This is a genomic window from Cyanobacterium sp. uoEpiScrs1 (assembly GCF_947331815.1).
GTDB lineage: Bacteria > Cyanobacteriota > Cyanobacteriia > Cyanobacteriales > Microcystaceae > Rippkaea.
In genome coordinates this window covers 1,485,511-1,503,292 of sequence record NZ_OX373462.1, presented here as the reverse complement: position 1 = coordinate 1,503,292, position 17,782 = coordinate 1,485,511, and the positions used below count along the sequence as shown (strand labels likewise).

Below are 17,782 nucleotides of genomic sequence, written 5' to 3'. Positions count from 1 at the left end.
TTGTTTATCGGGTCTATAATAATGGGACAAATTCAGCCGATTATGAAGTTTATTACTTATGCCTGCCGCCAACGAACTCTCTCATCAAACTTACCAAAAAGTCGAGCAGCAACCTCCCTTAATCCTTGATTATGACTCTCAATCTGTTTCTGATACCGAAGGGCAACCTCCCCTTTTTCAGGCAATTGGCACTCTTTATGGGACTCCTCACCAAGAGGAAGAGGGAAAATTTGCTCTTACTATTGCAGGAAAAAATTATAGTTTATTCTTTCCTGGCTATCGCTACAAAGCTTGGCTGAAACAACATAGCAATTCTCCTGAGAGTCCTATTTATCTGCGAGTTTATCCTAAGTGTCTGCTGATTCCAAGGAAAGACCCTATTATTCGCTTTCAAGTTGCTGCCTGGGGAGAAGAAAATCAATGGGAGGAAACCCCAGGAATTTTTAAGTTTCGAGGGATTTGGCAATTTGTTCCTCAACTAAGAACACCAGTGCTCTCAATCTATAGAAATTCTAATGCTACGGATCCTCAAGGGAAATTTAAAGCTTCTCATCTTCCTGTATTGATGCGCCGTAATGATGATTCACGTCCCTTTAAATTTAATCCTAAAATTCCGAAGGAACAATTACCCAAACGCTGGTTTATTCAAGCTATTTTTAAATTTATTCCTTCTCGTAACTGTTGGGGATGGATTGAAGATCTTGAACTGCCAACTGAAAGGATACCTCGTTATCGAAAACCTCTTAAGCCATCTGTAGAACAGCATTCTAGCCAGGAAAACAAAAAATTTTTTGTTAAACACCAAAAACCTGATAAGCCCAGTCTAATAATTGAGAAAAAAACAGTAGCCACTGAATTAGAAACACAGAATATAACTCCAATGACAATAACCAATCAAGAGTTTTCTAAGTCTATGGTCCTTACGAGATCTCAAATGGCCGAGAAATTAGGTATTAGTGATTCTACTCTTTATAAACGGATTTCCCAGGCAAAGCAAAGCTCTGATCCCCCCATGATTGAGTTAAATGAGCAGAGATGGCACTATGTTGATAATCCAACGGGAAAGGGGAAAGTTTTTCAACAGGAAACTCAAATTTAAAACAATCAAAGTTAGCTAAGCTGATTTGACTTACTACACATATTTTGAACAAATAGGGAGGAAATACTACAAAAAATATTCTTCTTATAGAAATTTATGAATGTTTTGTTAATACTCGACCAAAAACCCTTTCCAAGTCAGCAAGGAAAGGGTAACCGGAAGTTTGGGAAAAACTTGAATCCTCACCAAATTTACAGTTTCGTCCCACATTTAGGACAAAAATGATTGGTAATCAAGTTTTTTTCACCACAATTGGTGCAGTATATCGGCGTGATTGACTTGTCAACAGTTTTACGCTTTGGTAATCCAAGCATTTGGGCGTTACTCTTCCCCGGAGCCACCATAGGGTAGCAATTCTCATTCTTAGTCACATGAACATCTATCAAAACTGGACCATCATGGGCTATCATTTGGCTTATGGCCTCTGATAACTGAGAATGTTCTCGTATAGTCATCCCTTTAACTCCAAATGCTTGGGCTAAGAGTTCGAAATTAGGCATTCCAACTTGCATATTTGAGGAGGAATATCGCTCTCCAAAGAAGGCTTGTTGCCATTGACGTACCATTCCTTGCCAGCCATTATTAATGATAATTGTCTTGACATTGATCTTATATTGTGCGATCGAGGCCAATTCTTGAAGATTCATTTGAAAACTGGCATCCCCAGTAATACAAATTACCTCTTCATCGGGAACTGCTACTTTCGCCCCCATGGCAGCGGGTATCCCATACCCCATAGTTCCTAATCCTCCACTGGAAATCCAACGACGAGGACCATTTTTCAAGAACTGAGCCGCCCACATTTGGTGTTGACCGACATCGGTTGTATAGCAAGCGTGAGGAGCCTGATGAGCTACTTCAGCGATAACTTCTTGGGGTGAGATACTATGATCATAGTGGGGGACGACCAACGGGTATTCTACTCGCCAACAATCGATTTTAGCTAGCCAGGGTTGAGTTTGTTCCAAATCAGCTGGTAAACTTAATTCTTTAGCTCTTTTTAGTAATTGTTCCAAAACACAACATACGTCTCCTACAATAGGAACAGTTGGGGTTCGGTTTTTGCCCACCTCTGCCGGATCAATATCAATATGAATAACCTTTGCATGCGAAGCAAATTCGTCGAGTTTTCCCGTAACCCGATCATCAAATCTCGCCCCTACTGCAATTAAAAGGTCACATTCACTAACGGCAAAGTTAGCATAGGCTGTTCCATGCATTCCCAACATGGCCACAGAGAGAGAGTGATGCTCATCAAATACTCCGATCCCCATTAGAGTAGTAGCAACGGGAATTTGAAATCGCTCGGCTAGTTCTTCAAGTTGGGCATGAGCATTTGCAGAAATTGCCCCCCCACCCACGTAAAGTAAAGGTCGTTGAGCTTCTTCAATTAGGCGTAAAGCTGCGTTAATCTGACGAGGATTACCCTTGACTGTAGGACGATAACCTGGTAGCTTGATCTGTTTCAGATCAACGGGGATATAATCACATTCTTCAAGACCCACATCCTTGGGAACATCAATTAGTACAGGACCTGGCCGTCCCGTACCGGCAATGTGAAACGCTTCAGCAACTATCCTAGCCATATCTTGAGCATTACGAACTACATAGGAATGTTTCACTAGAGGTAGCGTAATGCCGAAAATATCGGTTTCTTGAAAGGCATCGCTGCCAATAGCTGCCCGTCCCACTTGCCCAGTGACTATGATCACTGGAATTGAATCCATGTGTGCCGTTGCAATACCTGTTACTAGGTTTGTTGCCCCTGGGCCTGACGTTCCGAAACAAACTCCTACTTTACCAGTTGCACGGGCATAACCGTCGGCCGCATGAGCGGCTCCCTGTTCATGTCTCACCAGGAAATGTTGTAAATCTCCTCTAGTTTCGGCCCTATATAGTTCATCATAAATGGGCAGAATTGCTCCTCCCGGATAGCCAAAAATACATTTGACTCCCTGACGAACTAAGCTATCTATTAGAATAAAAGCTCCTGTTCGCCGTTGAGGAGTACTAGGTAAAGTCGAAGTTATTTTCTCAGTTGAAGAAACCACAGGGTATACCGTCTTATCACTTATGTCTATAACTTATATTTTAGTTTTCTTATTTTGAATTCAACACAGTATATATCAGCATAAATAGTTTAAAAACTTTAACTAAAGTATCGAAGAGAAAGTTCTTAGCCTGTCGAGAACTGTTTGTATTCTCTCAAAAAATGACTAAGTAAATTCTAAATTAATGGTTAAGATCAATCCTTTTAGATTTTCTGGCAACCGATAAATAGAATAGTATTCTGTAATTTTTTGTTGCATAAGTAAGCTAGACTGCTATGCAAGATTATTATAAACAACTGAGACTTTATGTCCGCTTAGCTCCACATTTTGATGTAGATTATCGTTTTAATAATAGGGTTAATCCATCAGCAATGGGGATTAAACTGATATTGACCCTCAAGTCTTTGTGAATTTTTTCATTTAAGGCTCGCATTTTTTTTGTACGGTTATCCTTAATATCTTTATCAGCAACCTTTCCTCCCCATAAAACATTATCAATAGCAATTAATCCTCCAGATCGTACTAGTTTTAAAACCTGTTCATAATAACTATCGTAATTGCTTTTGTCAGCATCAATAAAAGCAAAGTCAAAAGTATTACTTTGCCCTTCAGATATCAGTTCATCTAATGTTTCTAGAGCTGGAGCTATCCGTAAATCTATCTTGTGGGAAACCCCGGCTTTGTCCCAGTAATGACGTGCGGTCGTTGTGTACTCTTCACTTGTATCACATGCTATTATTTTACCGTCATCAGGAAGAGCTAAAGCAACTGCTAATGCGCTATATCCTCTAAATACTCCTAACTCTATGGTTTTTTTTGCTCTCATTAATTGGACTAGCAAGGCCATAAATTGTCCTTGTTCGGGGGCAATTTGCATTCTAGCCATAGGATAGCTAGCGGTTTCTTGACGCAACTCCTTTAGAATACTGTGTTCTCTGACAGAAACCAATTGTAAATATTCACATAACTTTGGTTCAATTCCCAGAGTTTGATTAGCCATACCTTAAATTAATAATTACCAATAATCGCTTCCTCCTCCAACAATAGTAACAATTTCTAAGCGATCATCCGTTTGCAACTTGGTATTATCCCAATATTGTCGATGTAGGATTTCTCCATTATATTCCACTGCTATTAAACGAGGATTTAATCCCATTTTTTCCAAAAGTTTTGATAAAACCATATCGGGAGAACAAGTTGTTTGTGTCCCGTTAACCTGTAGGGTGATTTGAGATAGGGCGCTCATAATTACTGTTATAAATAATTTAGTTCAAAACAAAATGTAATATAAGATTATTTAAATATTTAAAATCAATTGATAGTGAGTTTTTTAAGTAGCTCTTTGGCAATGGTAGTGGGATTCTCTGCATTCATAATAGCACGAACAACAGCTACTTGTTTAGCTCCTGCAGTGATTACTTTATTAATATTGTCTTGATCAATTCCTCCAATAGCAAACCAAGGAATAGAGGAATTATTTCGGGCATAATCAACATATTCTAGACCTACAGGAATTTTTTCTGGTTTAGTAGGAGTAGTATAGACTGGGCCCACCCCAATGTAGTCTGCTCCTTGATTGATTGCTTGAGCCATTTCCTCGGGATTATTAGTTGAACGCCCTATAATTCTGTTAGGTCCCAAAATTTGTCTTGCCAAAGATATAGGCATATCTTGTTGTCCCAAATGTACCCCATCTGCATTAACTGCTAATGCCAAATCAACCCGATCATTTATAATAAACAAGCTGTTATGATCATGGCACAATTGGCACATATCTTTGGCAATTTTTAATCTAACAATATCATCGGTATTTTTTGCTCTATATTGAACTAAATTTACCCCCCCCTTCAAAGCAGATTCAACAACTGACAAAAGATTTTTTGACTCAGAGGTTACTAAATAAAGTGGAGATTTCTTAAGCTTTTGATAACGATCAAAATTTAACAGGTTACTTTCTAGAATATAAACTTGATAACGAATATTTTTAAAAGCAATTCCCATTTCAACTTGGTAGAGTTTACCATATTCTTCCAGTACTCTTAAGGCTTCTTGAACGCGGGATAGATTAGATTGTAGTAGATGTTCAATGCTCTCACGTGTTTCTTCTTTCGGATGAGATAGGACTGTACCAGGATCATCTAGAGTATTTCGTGCAGAGCGTATTTCATGAGAATGCCAACATGCAATTTCTTGACGTATTTGTTTACATTTTTCGGACAACTGTCCATTTTCTAGCCCAAAACGACACCATTCTTCTATAGTCCTTAATCCTTCTTTAGCACGGTCAAGGTTAGCATCTAAAATGCGAGGAATACATAAGCTTTTGCTGATGTCTTTATTTATCAAAATATCCATAATTTAACAACTCATACTTACTAAACTTCTAACATAAGTTGGAATGCAACAATTTTTAATCACTATTAAGTTTTATCGTATGTTCTTTAAATCTTTCTAAATCAGCTCGAATAGTTAACTCGGCAATTTTACTAAAAATAAATTTTCTATCAGTTTACCTAATGGGCTAGGAATAGTATAAGCTATCGTTAAACGGACAATACTTTTTCCATTACAAGCATAAAATCTAACTGCTCTATGATTAGGAAGCACATCAACAGATTCCCTCTGTATAATTTGGTTATGAACTAATTTTAAAATTCGGGGTAGCCAAACAAATTCAAAGCTACCAGTCGTTAATTTCCATTGTGATAGTTCTGGATAATTGTCTAATACTCAACTTGAATCTATCCACTTCATCCAACGAGGTATTTGCTCAAGATCTAACCAAAGACTCCAAACCAAGTTGATCGAAGCATCTACTTCAACTTGAGCACTATGTTCTAAGTAATTAGACATTTTATAAATTAGGATTAACGATTAGCTAATAGAAAAAGTTGGCGACAGCCAACATCATGGATATACTCAAGAGTCGTGATAGATTGGTAATAATCTGTAATATTTTATGCTTTATTTTAAAATAGCTTGTGCTGCTTGTTTTCCTGAAATTGTTGCTCCCTCCATACTATCAATGTAATCCTGTTGAGTATAACTTCCTGCGAGAAAAAAGTTAGAAAAAGGAGTATCTTGCGTGGGACGATAAATATCTGCTCCAGGAGATTCTCTATACAAAGATTGTGCTAGTTTAACAACGCTATACCAAGTCATTTTCAGCTTTCTTGAGGAAGGGAACAGATTATAGACTTGATTTAAAATATGATGGGCAATAATCTCATTTTTCTCTTTTATAAATGGATCACCAGGAGTTAGCACCAATTGTAACAAAGATCCTTGTCCTTCCTTATAATAATCTCTAGGACTCGTCAGAGCTAAATCAGCAAAACAAGAGAAATCTGCATCAGGTGTATACAATAAGTTATCAATTCCGATTGCTGTTTGTAATTGTTTATGTTTTTTAGAATCATTTAACTCAGTTACCCAACCATCAAAACGTAATTGTACCGTCACAACAGGAACTGTCTCTAACTTATAAATATTGTCAAACAGTGACCATTTACGCCATTCTTGGGGAATTAGTCGTTGAATTCCAGGGACATCACAGGCACAGACATAAGTATCCGCTTTAATAGTTTCTTCAGTTTTTCCATTGGCAACAATCAAGCCAGTTACTTTAGTTTCATCATCATTTTCTTGAAATAAAATGTTTCTAACATGCCGCCGCGTATAAATTTTTGTTCCTCTCGTTTCAAGATAATCAATAATCGGTTTATGGAGATACTTATAAGGAGAACCTGCCAACATTCGCAACACAGAGGCTTCAGTTTTCGTGGCAAATAATAGAAAAATTGTCAACATGCAACGGGCTGAAATATGTTCTGTATCGATAAATCCTAATGCATAGGCAATGGGGTTCCACATTCGTTTTAGACTATTCTCGTTTCCTCCATGTTGACAAAACCAATCTGCAAAGCTAATGGAGTCTAATGCCCTGATAGTTTTTATTGCTCCGTTAAAATCTATTAATCCTCGTATAATAGGACTAACTCCCAAGGCTAAAGAGTTAAAAACTTTATCAAAAGTAGAGAGTTGAGAAGTAGTAAGAAAAGCTTTTAACCCATTAAACGGAGCACCAGTAGGAAAACGAAAATCTAGTTTTTCCGCCCGTCCCCCCTCATTAATAAATGTATGGATATGTTGTTTTAGGCGTAGATTTTGAATTGCCCCAACTTTCTCCATCAGGGTAAATAGATTATAGTAGCAGCCAAAAAAGACATGTAACCCCATTTCAAGGTGATTACCCTCATCATCTCTCCAACTTCCTACTTTGCCCCCAACAAAGGGACGAGACTCAAAGATTTCGACTTCGCAACCGGCATCAACTAAATCAATAGCGGTAGTTAGTCCGGCCAACCCTGCACCAACGATCAAAACCCGCATTTCATATTCCTTGATTTATTTGTTTTATCTATACAGATTGTAATAGATGAGCTACAGCTCAACCCATTAACTGTACTTCTATTTTTGTCCTTTGAGCCCTAATCAATAGAAAAATATATATTGGTTAAATATTTGTATGTCTCTTATTCTTTTATTCCATATAGCTTAAGTGTAATTTAGTTGGCTTATTCAATGTAAATTGAACAGTCATATTTACATTATTATCAGCATTATAAATACTAATTAAAAAAGATAAATAATACTATTTGTTTTTTTGAGCTTATATAGATTAATATTGCGTATTTTTTAAGATTGTTAAAAACAGGCAAGATGTTATATAACAATGAACAATATTTTAGGTTGCCATAATATAACTCCATCAACAAAAAATTCTTTGTTTATATATAAATAGATACTATTAAATGGTACTGAGTAGTTCTTGGGGAAGGATAGTATATTATATATTAATGCGATATTATGTTTTAATTTATTCTTTATATACGTCTTTTAATATATAAGAAGCATTCCAAAGATATATCAATTGTTTTTGTATAATTTTAGTAATAATGTATTGTTTATTCTAGTAAAAACTCAATATGTTTTTTAGTTTAATTATTGGCGAATATTAAAAATACTAAAATAAATTGATGAATATTTTACATAAATAGTTATCTCACTCTGCCAGATTTTTTAAAAAATCTAATTCTTACAAAATACTTACGATATATTACAATCTACCCATAGAAATAAAAGTTTGATAAATGAATATTCTAAATTTAGAATATTCATTTATCAAACTTTTATATTCATTGTCTCGTTATTCAGCAGTAGTATAAATACTAGATAGACTAAATTAATTAACCTCCCATTATTTTTTAGAGATTTTAAAGAGTATAAAAAATTGTTTATAGTCAAAATACGTCAAATATGTTGTAAAGGAATGAGTCTGTTTGTTTTGCTCGCATTACCTCATTGTTATATTTAACAGGAACTAGCCATAATTAACTATTAAGGTACATTGTCGATGACTAGCTTAATCTTCCTAATAAATCGTAAATTGATTAATAGTGACTTAAATTGTACCTACCAAGGGAGCTAAGGCTACAATAGAGAACTTAAATAAGTATGCCTAAAAAATAAATTCCTGCTATATTTTTCTAAATCTCCATCAAGACGCTTTCCACTCACAGCTAAAGTGCAACAGACTAAACTTTAAACTCCATGACCCCTCTGACAACAAACCAAACTATTCGAGAAAGAGCTTCCCTTCCCCCTGAAGATGCACAGAAAAAAGTTAGTCAATTTATGAAAAATCTTCAAGATAAGATCTGTACCAAACTCGAAGAAGTTGATGGGAAAGGACAATTTTGTGAAGATAGTTGGCAACGAGAAGAAGAAGGAGGAGGAGGACGTTCTCGTGTTCTTTGTAATGGTGATGTATTAGAACAAGGTGGGGTCAATTTCTCAGAAATTTGGGGACAACAGTTACCTTCATCTATTTTGAGACAACAGCCAGAAGCTGAAGGGCATAGTTTTTATGCTACGGGGACTTCTATGGTTCTCCATCCCTATAATCCCTATATCCCAACGGTTCACCTCAACTATCGTTATTTTGAAGCGGGTCCCGTGTGGTGGTTTGGAGGTGGGATTGATTTAACTCCTTATTATCCTTTTACTGAAGATGTTACACATTTTCACCGGACTCTTAAAGAAACTTGTGACAAACATCATCCAGAATATTACGCAGTATTTAAACCATGGTGTGATGAATATTTCTATCTTAAACATCGGAAAGAAATGCGGGGAGTTGGAGGCATTTTTTTCGATTATCAAGATGGCTTAGATCCTTTATATCGCGGTCCTTATTCTGACAAAGCAGCGTCTTTTTATAGTAACCAATTACCTTCTTTGGAACCCCGCACTTGGGAAGACCTTTTTGCTTTTGTCAATAGCTGTGGACAAGCCTTTTTACCTGCTTATATTCCTATCGTGGAAAAGCGACATAGAAAAGAGTATGGAGATAGGGAAAGACAATTTCAATTGTATCGACGGGGACGATATGTAGAATTTAATTTAGTCTATGATCGTGGTACTATTTTTGGTTTACAAACCAATGGACGTACTGAATCAATTCTTATGTCGTTGCCGCCCTTAGTGCGTTGGGAATACTGTTATTCTCCTGAACCGAACACTCCTGAATTTGAATTATATGACACCTTCTTAAAACCTCAAGATTGGGCAAATTGGCATTAATATTAAAAGTTCGCACGGAAGTGAGTTAAACAGAAGTAATTAACATAGTTAACCTGGATTTTACGGGCTATCTTGAAGAGTTATAAGTAAAATATAATTTTTTTACTCTGTCGTTATTCCGCTTTATCTTCATTTTATTTGAATGAAAGTTTCTGCTAGAATACGATCCGCACCAGCATTCCGTAAATGGTTAGCCAAATTTAGTCCTATTTGTTCGGCAGACTCTCTTTGTCCACTAATAGTTTCTTTAATTAGAGTTTTACCGTCAATACTAGCTACCATTCCAGTTAAAGTTAAAGTATCCTCTTCAATACTTGTATTTACACCAATCGGAACCTGACAGCCACCTTCAAGTTCTCGTAAAAGTGCTCGTTCAGCATAACAGCGATCACGAGTGGGTTTGTGTTCTAATACTTTGAGCATATCCAGAATTTCTTCATCCCTCTCACGACATTCAAGCCCTAAAGCTCCCTGTCCTACAGCATGGAGACAAATCTCGTTTTTAATAACTTGATGAACGCGATCACTCATACCTAAACGCTGTAAGCCTGCAACAGCTAAAACTATCGCATCATATTCACCCTCATCAAGTTTTCTAAGACGAGTATTAACATTACCTCGTATATCTTTAAAGTTTAAATTAGGAAAATGGTAACGTAGTTGAGCTAAACGACGGAGAGAGGAGGTGCCAACAACTGCCCCTTTCGGTAAAGTCTCTAATTGTTTTTCCTGATACTTTTCATTAAAAACAACAGCATCAGCCGAATCCATTCTTTCAGTAATACACCCCAATATTAAACCGTCTGGTAGATTAGTAGGAAGATCTTTGAGAGAATGTACGGCAAAATCAACTTGATGTTGCTCTATTGCTACTTCTAATTCCTTAGTAAATAATCCTTTATCACCGATTTTAGCTAGAGCAACATCGAGAATTTTATCACCTTGAGTACTCATAGTTTTCACCTGAAATTGACGTTCAGGATAGTAACTTTGCAGTTTTTTTTGTACCCAATAGGTTTGCACTAAGGCTAATTGGCTTTTACGTGAACCAATACGAATAGGGCGATCTGGAATAAAAACTACCATAAAGATTTCTAATTAACTTAGGAGGTGTGTAAAATAGATGTTCACCTTATATGCTACACGCAGACAATTATACACAAGACATTGACTAACATAGAAAAAAGTTAGGAAAGGGAAAGGATACAGGAACTATATGCTGTAATCGGTATCTGCTGATATATGATATTTTGTCCATACAATCATAATTTTGATGCAATATAAATATTTATTGTCCTGTAATTCAGATTATTTACGTAAAAATAAAGTATAGTTAAGTGAATAAAATACAAACAGCTCTAAAAAAGTTAGTCCAATAATTATAAAAATATATAAGCCTATTTAACAATTAAAATCAACAAAAAAATTAAACTCAAATAATAATTAAGAAGTAATTATATAATATGATTAGATTAGATTCAAATAAAATAGTAGATTTACTAAAAATATAAAGAGCTAATGAATACTAGTTAATTCTAAAATATATCTTCATTGAATTAAGAACTAATATGTTTTGCACACAAGTTAGTATAATTTTAGTCTTGTAAAGAATCTATCTGTTTTCCATTTTTAAACAGGATATTTTCCTAAACCGCGCCGCGAATGACACACAATAACGTATGGTCAATAACTCCGATAACTTTTATCCATGTGACATGGATTGAGGATACAACTGCTAATTCCTTAAAAGACTAGAGTCAAGCAATAAATTTAAGCTATGTTAGAATTAATGATAAATCATAGGTTATATCATTATAAACTGTAACAAACTAAATGAACACCGTAATAGAAACAGAAATAGAAACAGAAAAACTTAATGAGATTATAACAATGAAAATTGACTAGATAAGAAATTTTAAATTTTCTCTTCCGTTAAACATATCTGTCCACTATAGTTATAGTAACTATACGATGAATCTCCAAATCTCCAAGTCCTTGTTAAGGATATTGAGGAAAAAGTTTAAGAATCATCTACACTTTTGCTTCAAAGAGGCTTAACTTTATAAGAATACTTAAGAAATTGTAAGAAATCTTTACTTTTTCAAGTTATATCTCTCCAGGATAAAATATAGTAGTTTTCCCTAGAGTTTTAATAAAAGATTAAGATTATTCCCTAGCTGTTGGTTCTGGAGAGAAAGAGCAATTATGTCAGATAATCAAAAAGATATCCTCGTAGTTAAGAGTATTCATGATTAGTATTGACCTAACCCTAAAATATACATCTATTCCTATTTCCGTTCAGCGCAAAGAAGCAGAGGACGCGGATTTTCTATATAAGAAAATTATTTCTGCTATGCGTTCCCCAACTCCTGAGTTAATTGAATTAACTTGCGAAAAACACACGGAAAAAAAAGTTGCTGTGATGAGCGATCAGATTAGTGTTGTAATTCTTTCTCAGAAAGATGGCGCAGCATCAACAGGAAGGGTCCCAGGATTCTTTTCCGAAGCTGAATCAAGGAAGTGAGCAATCTTTATTTAGTTATATCACTATTGACTAGGTAATTAGTTAATAAAAATAGGTAATAACATTATCCTAAGACAATATGTAAGTCTATCCTAATTTCCTAATCATAAATAGGTGGTGTTATGGTACAACCCGAGAAAAAACTATTTTTTGTCGTCACTGCTAATTGATTAAACTAAATAGAATGAGGAATAAATATCTATTTCCCCCTCATTCTATTTAGTTTAATCTTAATCGTTCGTTGCGTGGGATAATGAAGAAGCAGAGAATGCTATATTATTTGTTATAACTTATGACACATTTTTCTAAAAGAATATTTAGATTATTTTCTAGTGTTAAAGACAAAGAACAAGTTAATTAATATTTCAGGTTATTAAAATTTATCAAAGAAGATAATTATGCTAGTTTTTAGTAGTACTACAATTATTTATCACTGCTCAGAGTATCTAACAGAAAAACAAGGTTTATATTATTCAAAATCAGAGACCTAAGTTAGACAATACTAATTATTATATTATCAGATAAAATTATCTGTTTTAAATTAATTAAGATAATATACAATACTTTTGATTATTCACAATAATTATCTTAAGATCATGAAAATATTAAATTTATCTACGATTTATATATTATCGTTTTTAGGGATAAAATTGAGGGTTAGCCAGTTCTAATCTAGATGCAGAAAATAGATAATTTTGTATTTAAACAGTTAAATACAAATCGATATAGTTTTTGTCTAAAATTACTATGTAATTACTTTTATAAAATTTTATTGGATACCGTTTCTTTTTTTTAAATACATTCCTAAAATTAGGATATTAAAAAAATAGACATTATGAAGATTTAAGCTCTTATGTATTTGATTGGTGATCTCCTCTCTTTAGATTAGCAATTAAAATTTTGAATATTTTCTATAAAAACCCACCTTAGCCATCAGTGCTAAGGTGGGTTTTTATAGAGCATGTATATCGTAATATTTAAGTCTAGAATATAAGTCCAGTTATTATCAGTTTAATAACTGAATATTAGAAAAGTTAAATGCTTTGATCATTATCTGTCCTTGTTCTTTAGTTTGAATAATACGATTGGTAAGAATGTAATAAATGTCTACTTTTTCATAATTATCCTCAAAATAATTTGTTTCACCCTTTAGTTCCCCAGTTTTGACATCGTGGCAAACAGAATTATAACGATGAGATAAATAGCCTTCACCTGTATCATGGCTACTAAAGGTATTGATTGTAACAACGATACCATCAATATGACGATGAACATAACACACTTCATTGTTGCGAACTTTGTAGCTATCTCCTTTGGATTTACCACTAACAAGAAGTTCTACTGCACCAGTATCATCCATTTTTCCATATGTAAAAATATTTTGTCCGTGAGTGTCCTCAAAATCTCGACGAATACGATGAATAGCAATTTCCCATAGTTGATAATGAAGTTCTTTTTTTATTTCGTGATCATCAACGTTTAAAACCTCGGCACTGAGATTCTGATTGACTCGAACTTGGCCAGTAAAAATTTGATCTTTTCGTTGATAAGTCACATCTGCTATATATCCTGGAAAAGTCTTATCCCAAGTGTAGCGATTTTCATAGGCAGCACGAAATAATTCTCTAGCTTCGGTAATCGTTGTTGTGTAACTTGTCATTTGATATTTCCTAAACAGTTAGTGAGTCTAATAGTTAGTGGCTAATCTGTAAACTAACAAAAGTCTTTACAGTCTATTTTTTCTTAATTATTGGCATACTAGCATCAGAAGCTCTTGTTAAACCTCATTCAGTTTGCAACAGTCTAGAAAGAGAAACAATTGCTTTAGTAATCTAGTTCGGAGTCTGCAAAGCAGTTTGTGCTTTTTACTGTGAATTTTCTATTGCTTGATAGAAGACTTGTTGTTTAAATATTATGATTGCTCATTTATTAGCTATAAAAAGGACTTAATCAATTATAAGCTTATCCTGATTTCAGAATTTTTTTAAATGATTGTCCCACTCATTTTTTAGTTATAAAAAATTAAATTATATTGTTTCTTTAAAAATAATTTATAATTATTAATCATTATGGCGTTAGTAATTAGAATATAATTGTAGTCTAATAGTTTGGAATAATTATATATTAGATATCTTCGTAAAGATACTACATGTTAGGTTCGCCTAACCCTATCTTTCTTTAACTTCCTTGTATTTCCGTTTATAATTAAATTTAAGAATGACGTTAATTTTTTGTATTGTTTGTCCGGCAACGATTATAGTTTTTACTATACTTCCTTGAATGATAACGGTATTGATTCTAATTAAAATTAAAGGAATACTAAGCTCTAAACTTGTTAAAAATTTTTGATCTATTACTTATTAATACAAGTTTTGATTATTAAATTTTATTTTTCTATCCTACAAATTAGGAACGGCAAATATTTTGTGAATATCGTTTTATCCAAATCAATTTATCTAGATATGGTATTTTCAGTTTGATTATTGTCTTCGCTTTGAAACTTTTAACTAAAAGCTAAATTAACTATTGATTTTCATCACCATACTATAAATTAGTAAAAATTTCAATGTGATTAAATAACATTTGTTAATGTTTAAATTGTAGCATATTTTTTATTTTATAAGCTTGACAATTATCAAGAATAAATCGCTGCATATTTTCTGAATATCACTAGCTCAAAAAAACTTTTATATCTAAAGTAATTGAAAATATTTCAGTTGAAAATAAAAAAAAGTTATATAAGGATCGACAATTTTAATTAATAAATAGCTAAATAGTTAATTTGTAGATTATTCGTATCTAAATAAATGTTAAAATACATATTGCAAATTATACGCTTCTGATACCTAAACGAGTTGTCTATATAGACTAAAATAGTTCCTATTCAAACTAACAGTTTGGCTCGAATGAAATTGAGATTTTTATGCATTTTAAATCGTAACTTTAAATCAAGCTCGACTAAACTTAATGTTCGAGTATCTCTCGAAAGCGAATCTCATCACGGTGAGGATCGGAACGACTAACCTGAACTAACAGGCGATCACCTAAAGACACAGCCCTTTCAAAACGATGAGGCAATTCTAATCCTAATTCTTCAAGTAACAAAATTCCTAAATTCTCATCTTCACGCAACCAGCGCAAAACTACTCCCTGCCAAATTTGATCAGCATTACGTCGCAAAAACTCTAAGCCCCAATAACGATTAGTTTGTCGTTCTACTGACGTCGCCTCTTGAGCCGATAAAGTCACACTATAAATAATCCGTTGCATAACGTCAAGAGGGAATGGGAAGGGATCACCCCGCAAATGTGCCTTAAGTTGAAAATGAGTTAGCAGATCTGTATAACGACGAATAGGCGAGGTTACTTGAGTATAAGTATCTAAGCCTAGACTTGCATGTCGGTTAGGCAAAGTTCCAATCTCACTACGAGGCATACAACGGCGTAAAGCACAAGCCCTCACAGGTCCTGGTGGTAATAAAAGCAATTCTTCTTCTGGAGGCAATTCTGGTTGGGGCTGTCCTCTAAACGGAACTGGTAAACCATGTTTTTGACAATAATGCCCAGCTACTTCCCCAGCTAAAATCATCATTTCCGCTACTAATTGTCTTGATCTGGAACTATCAATTAATTCAATTACGATATCATCCTCAGATTTAACCTTAATAACTGCTTCTGGCATCTTAATAGTAATAGACCCTTGCGACTTCCGCCATTGGTGTCGCTGCTTGGAGGCGTTAGCTAAGATAGGGATCTCTGGCTCAGCTTTAATGGCTAAGTGAAACATCTCATCCACATCATGATATGTGAGACGATAAGTTGGCTTAATTAAACTGGCATGGATCGAATAATCAAGAACTGCTCCCTTATCATCTAAAATTACACCAAAACTCAAAGCAGGACAAATTTGTCCCTGGCGTAAACTCATTGGTCCAGTTGCCAATTCTATGGGAAACATGGAAATCATGCCCGTAGGTAAATAGAGAGTAGTACTTCGTTTCCTCGCCTCCAAGTCCAATTCGTCTCCTGGAGTCACTAGACGAGTTGGATCAGCGATATGAATCCAGAGTTTGATTTGATCATCATCTAAGAATTCTACACTCAACCCGTCGTCAATTTCTTCAGTACTTTCATCATCGATGGTGTACACTTTGAGATGGGTTAGATCAAGACGATCACTGTCTTGATCAGGAGGAGGGGTTTTTAAATAGAATTGCACCACGTCAAGTACCTTTCTAGAAAATTGAACTGGATAAGAGCTACGTCTTAAAAATAGATTTTCGTTACGACTCCACCATCCTAACTCTACTAATAATTCAAAAGCTCCTTCCGGAGTAGGAGATTGTCCAATTTCATCCAAAATATCTTGAGCATTACGGTGAGTTTGTTCCGGCTGCAAAACCAACCGTTCTAACAATTCCAAACGATTACGATCACTGTCTGTCCAATAAATCTTCTGTTTTGCCAGAGCTTTTTCGATATTACTATAGAATACTTCCTTTTCTTGCTGACGTTGCCGTTCAACCTCTAATTGATGTTTAATTTCTTCAACTTGACCACTAGTTCTCGGTTCATAACTATTCCCTTTTTTCTTAAAGTATATTTTATCATCACATAATAAGCTATGCGCCGCGTAACAGTGGACTGGAGAAGCTTCAGAGAATAATAATTGTGCCATTTCAGAAGGAGTTACGCTCTGTCCACCCTCTACTAACAACTCCCAAGCTACTTCTAAACTAGAGAGATCGAGGTAGAGTTCAACTTCCTGCAAAAATTGAGGAATATCTCCAATTGTGTAGGAACTACCATTTATTTCGTATTCTATTCTTTGAGGTCGAATTTTATAGGATTGACCTTCAACATCAATAACCATCCAATCTTTTTTCCCTTCCGGGCGATCAACGACTGCAATACGACGTTCCCCTTGTACCCTAAATTCAATGAGCTTTCCTTTTTCCACCCGCTTTGCTGCCTTGATTATTAATATTACTCCTTGATTTAGGAGTCCCATGCTCCTATTATTTAGTCTAGCTCGACAGTTTTAGATTATGATTTCTAAGCTCAAAATTAACATCAATGGAATTATAGATTCTTAGGAAGATTTGTATGATCTTTTTTGCTGTGCCTACTCCTATATCAAGTCGACTAACTTCGTTATGTAGAACGAAGACTAAGCCCCACTCTATCTCTTGCTTAAGTTAACGAAGTTCTGAGTGATGGCTTTAACCTTATGCCTCTTTGTTCACAAAGGGTAACAAAGCAATAAGTCTAGCTCTTTTTACAGCAGTAGTTAAGTCTCGTTGCTGTTTTGCTGTCAATCCTGTAATCCGTCGAGGTAAAATTTTTCCTCGTTCCGTGATGAACTTTCTTAGGAGTTCTGTGTCTTTGTAGTCAATCGGTTGACTCGGAGAAATGGGAGAAAGACGCTTACGATAGTAACTCATTTTTGTTGCTTTAACTTTTT

General features: G+C 34.8%; 12 protein-coding genes and 1 pseudogene. 3 read left to right on the top strand and 10 right to left on the bottom strand.

Features of this window, described 5'->3' with window-relative positions; all coding sequences use genetic code 11:
* The first annotated feature begins 58 nt into the window (after nucleotides 1-58).
* A complete protein-coding gene (locus OXU93_RS05265; RefSeq protein WP_324126939.1) occupies nucleotides 59-1,099 on the top strand; it encodes a hypothetical protein in 1,041 nt (346 codons plus the stop codon).
* Between the two features lie 191 nt (nucleotides 1,100-1,290).
* Here the strand turns inward: OXU93_RS05265 and ilvB are convergent, their stop codons facing one another.
* The 6 genes and pseudogenes from ilvB to zds form a co-directional block, all read right to left on the bottom strand.
* A complete protein-coding gene (ilvB, locus tag OXU93_RS05260; RefSeq protein WP_267383013.1) occupies nucleotides 1,291-3,150 on the bottom strand; it encodes a biosynthetic-type acetolactate synthase large subunit in 1,860 nt (619 codons plus the stop codon).
* Nucleotides 3,151-3,487: 337 nt separating this feature from the next.
* Complete coding sequence (locus OXU93_RS05255) at nucleotides 3,488-4,150, bottom strand: class I SAM-dependent methyltransferase (RefSeq protein ID WP_267383011.1); 663 nt, start codon at nucleotides 4,148-4,150, stop codon at nucleotides 3,488-3,490.
* A gap of 15 nt (nucleotides 4,151-4,165) precedes the next feature.
* Nucleotides 4,166-4,396: a sulfur carrier protein ThiS gene (gene thiS, locus OXU93_RS05250; protein WP_267383009.1), complete on the bottom strand. Its 231-nt coding sequence runs from the start codon at nucleotides 4,394-4,396 to the stop codon at nucleotides 4,166-4,168.
* A 65-nt stretch (nucleotides 4,397-4,461) separates the two neighbouring features.
* A complete protein-coding gene (locus tag OXU93_RS05245; protein WP_267383006.1) occupies nucleotides 4,462-5,505 on the bottom strand; it encodes a thiamine phosphate synthase in 1,044 nt (347 codons plus the stop codon).
* 55 nt (nucleotides 5,506-5,560) lie between these two features.
* A pseudogene (locus OXU93_RS05240) lies at nucleotides 5,561-6,003 on the bottom strand (SRPBCC family protein).
* 111 nt (nucleotides 6,004-6,114) lie between these two features.
* Nucleotides 6,115-7,542 carry a 9,9'-di-cis-zeta-carotene desaturase gene (zds, locus tag OXU93_RS05235; RefSeq protein WP_267383004.1) on the bottom strand — a complete coding sequence of 476 codons (1,428 nt, stop codon included), beginning with the start codon at nucleotides 7,540-7,542 and terminating at the stop codon, nucleotides 6,115-6,117.
* Between the two features lie 1,221 nt (nucleotides 7,543-8,763).
* Here zds and hemF point away from each other — a divergent pair.
* Nucleotides 8,764-9,795 carry an oxygen-dependent coproporphyrinogen oxidase gene (gene hemF / locus OXU93_RS05230; RefSeq protein ID WP_267383002.1) on the top strand — a complete coding sequence of 344 codons (1,032 nt, stop codon included), beginning with the start codon at nucleotides 8,764-8,766 and terminating at the stop codon, nucleotides 9,793-9,795.
* A gap of 129 nt (nucleotides 9,796-9,924) precedes the next feature.
* On the opposite strand, the gene hemC is transcribed toward hemF, so the two are convergent.
* Nucleotides 9,925-10,881: a hydroxymethylbilane synthase gene (gene hemC / locus OXU93_RS05225; protein ID WP_267383000.1), complete on the bottom strand. Its 957-nt coding sequence runs from the start codon at nucleotides 10,879-10,881 to the stop codon at nucleotides 9,925-9,927.
* A 1,162-nt stretch (nucleotides 10,882-12,043) separates the two neighbouring features.
* Here hemC and OXU93_RS05220 point away from each other — a divergent pair.
* Nucleotides 12,044-12,319 carry a hypothetical protein gene (locus OXU93_RS05220; RefSeq protein WP_267382998.1) on the top strand — a complete coding sequence of 92 codons (276 nt, stop codon included), beginning with the start codon at nucleotides 12,044-12,046 and terminating at the stop codon, nucleotides 12,317-12,319.
* 1,006 nt (nucleotides 12,320-13,325) lie between these two features.
* On the opposite strand, the gene OXU93_RS05215 is transcribed toward OXU93_RS05220, so the two are convergent.
* The 3 genes from OXU93_RS05215 to rpsR form a co-directional block, all read right to left on the bottom strand.
* Complete coding sequence (locus OXU93_RS05215) at nucleotides 13,326-13,979, bottom strand: DUF3386 domain-containing protein (protein WP_267382997.1); 654 nt, start codon at nucleotides 13,977-13,979, stop codon at nucleotides 13,326-13,328.
* 1,304 nt (nucleotides 13,980-15,283) lie between these two features.
* Nucleotides 15,284-17,278 (bottom strand): ribonuclease catalytic domain-containing protein, encoded by a 1,995-nt coding sequence (locus tag OXU93_RS05210; RefSeq protein ID WP_267384807.1) that lies wholly within the window; start codon nucleotides 17,276-17,278, stop codon nucleotides 15,284-15,286.
* Between the two features lie 268 nt (nucleotides 17,279-17,546).
* Nucleotides 17,547-17,762, bottom strand: a complete 216-nt coding sequence (gene rpsR, locus OXU93_RS05205; protein ID WP_267382995.1) for a 30S ribosomal protein S18 — start codon at nucleotides 17,760-17,762, stop codon at nucleotides 17,547-17,549.
* Nucleotides 17,763-17,782: the final 20 nt, after the last annotated feature.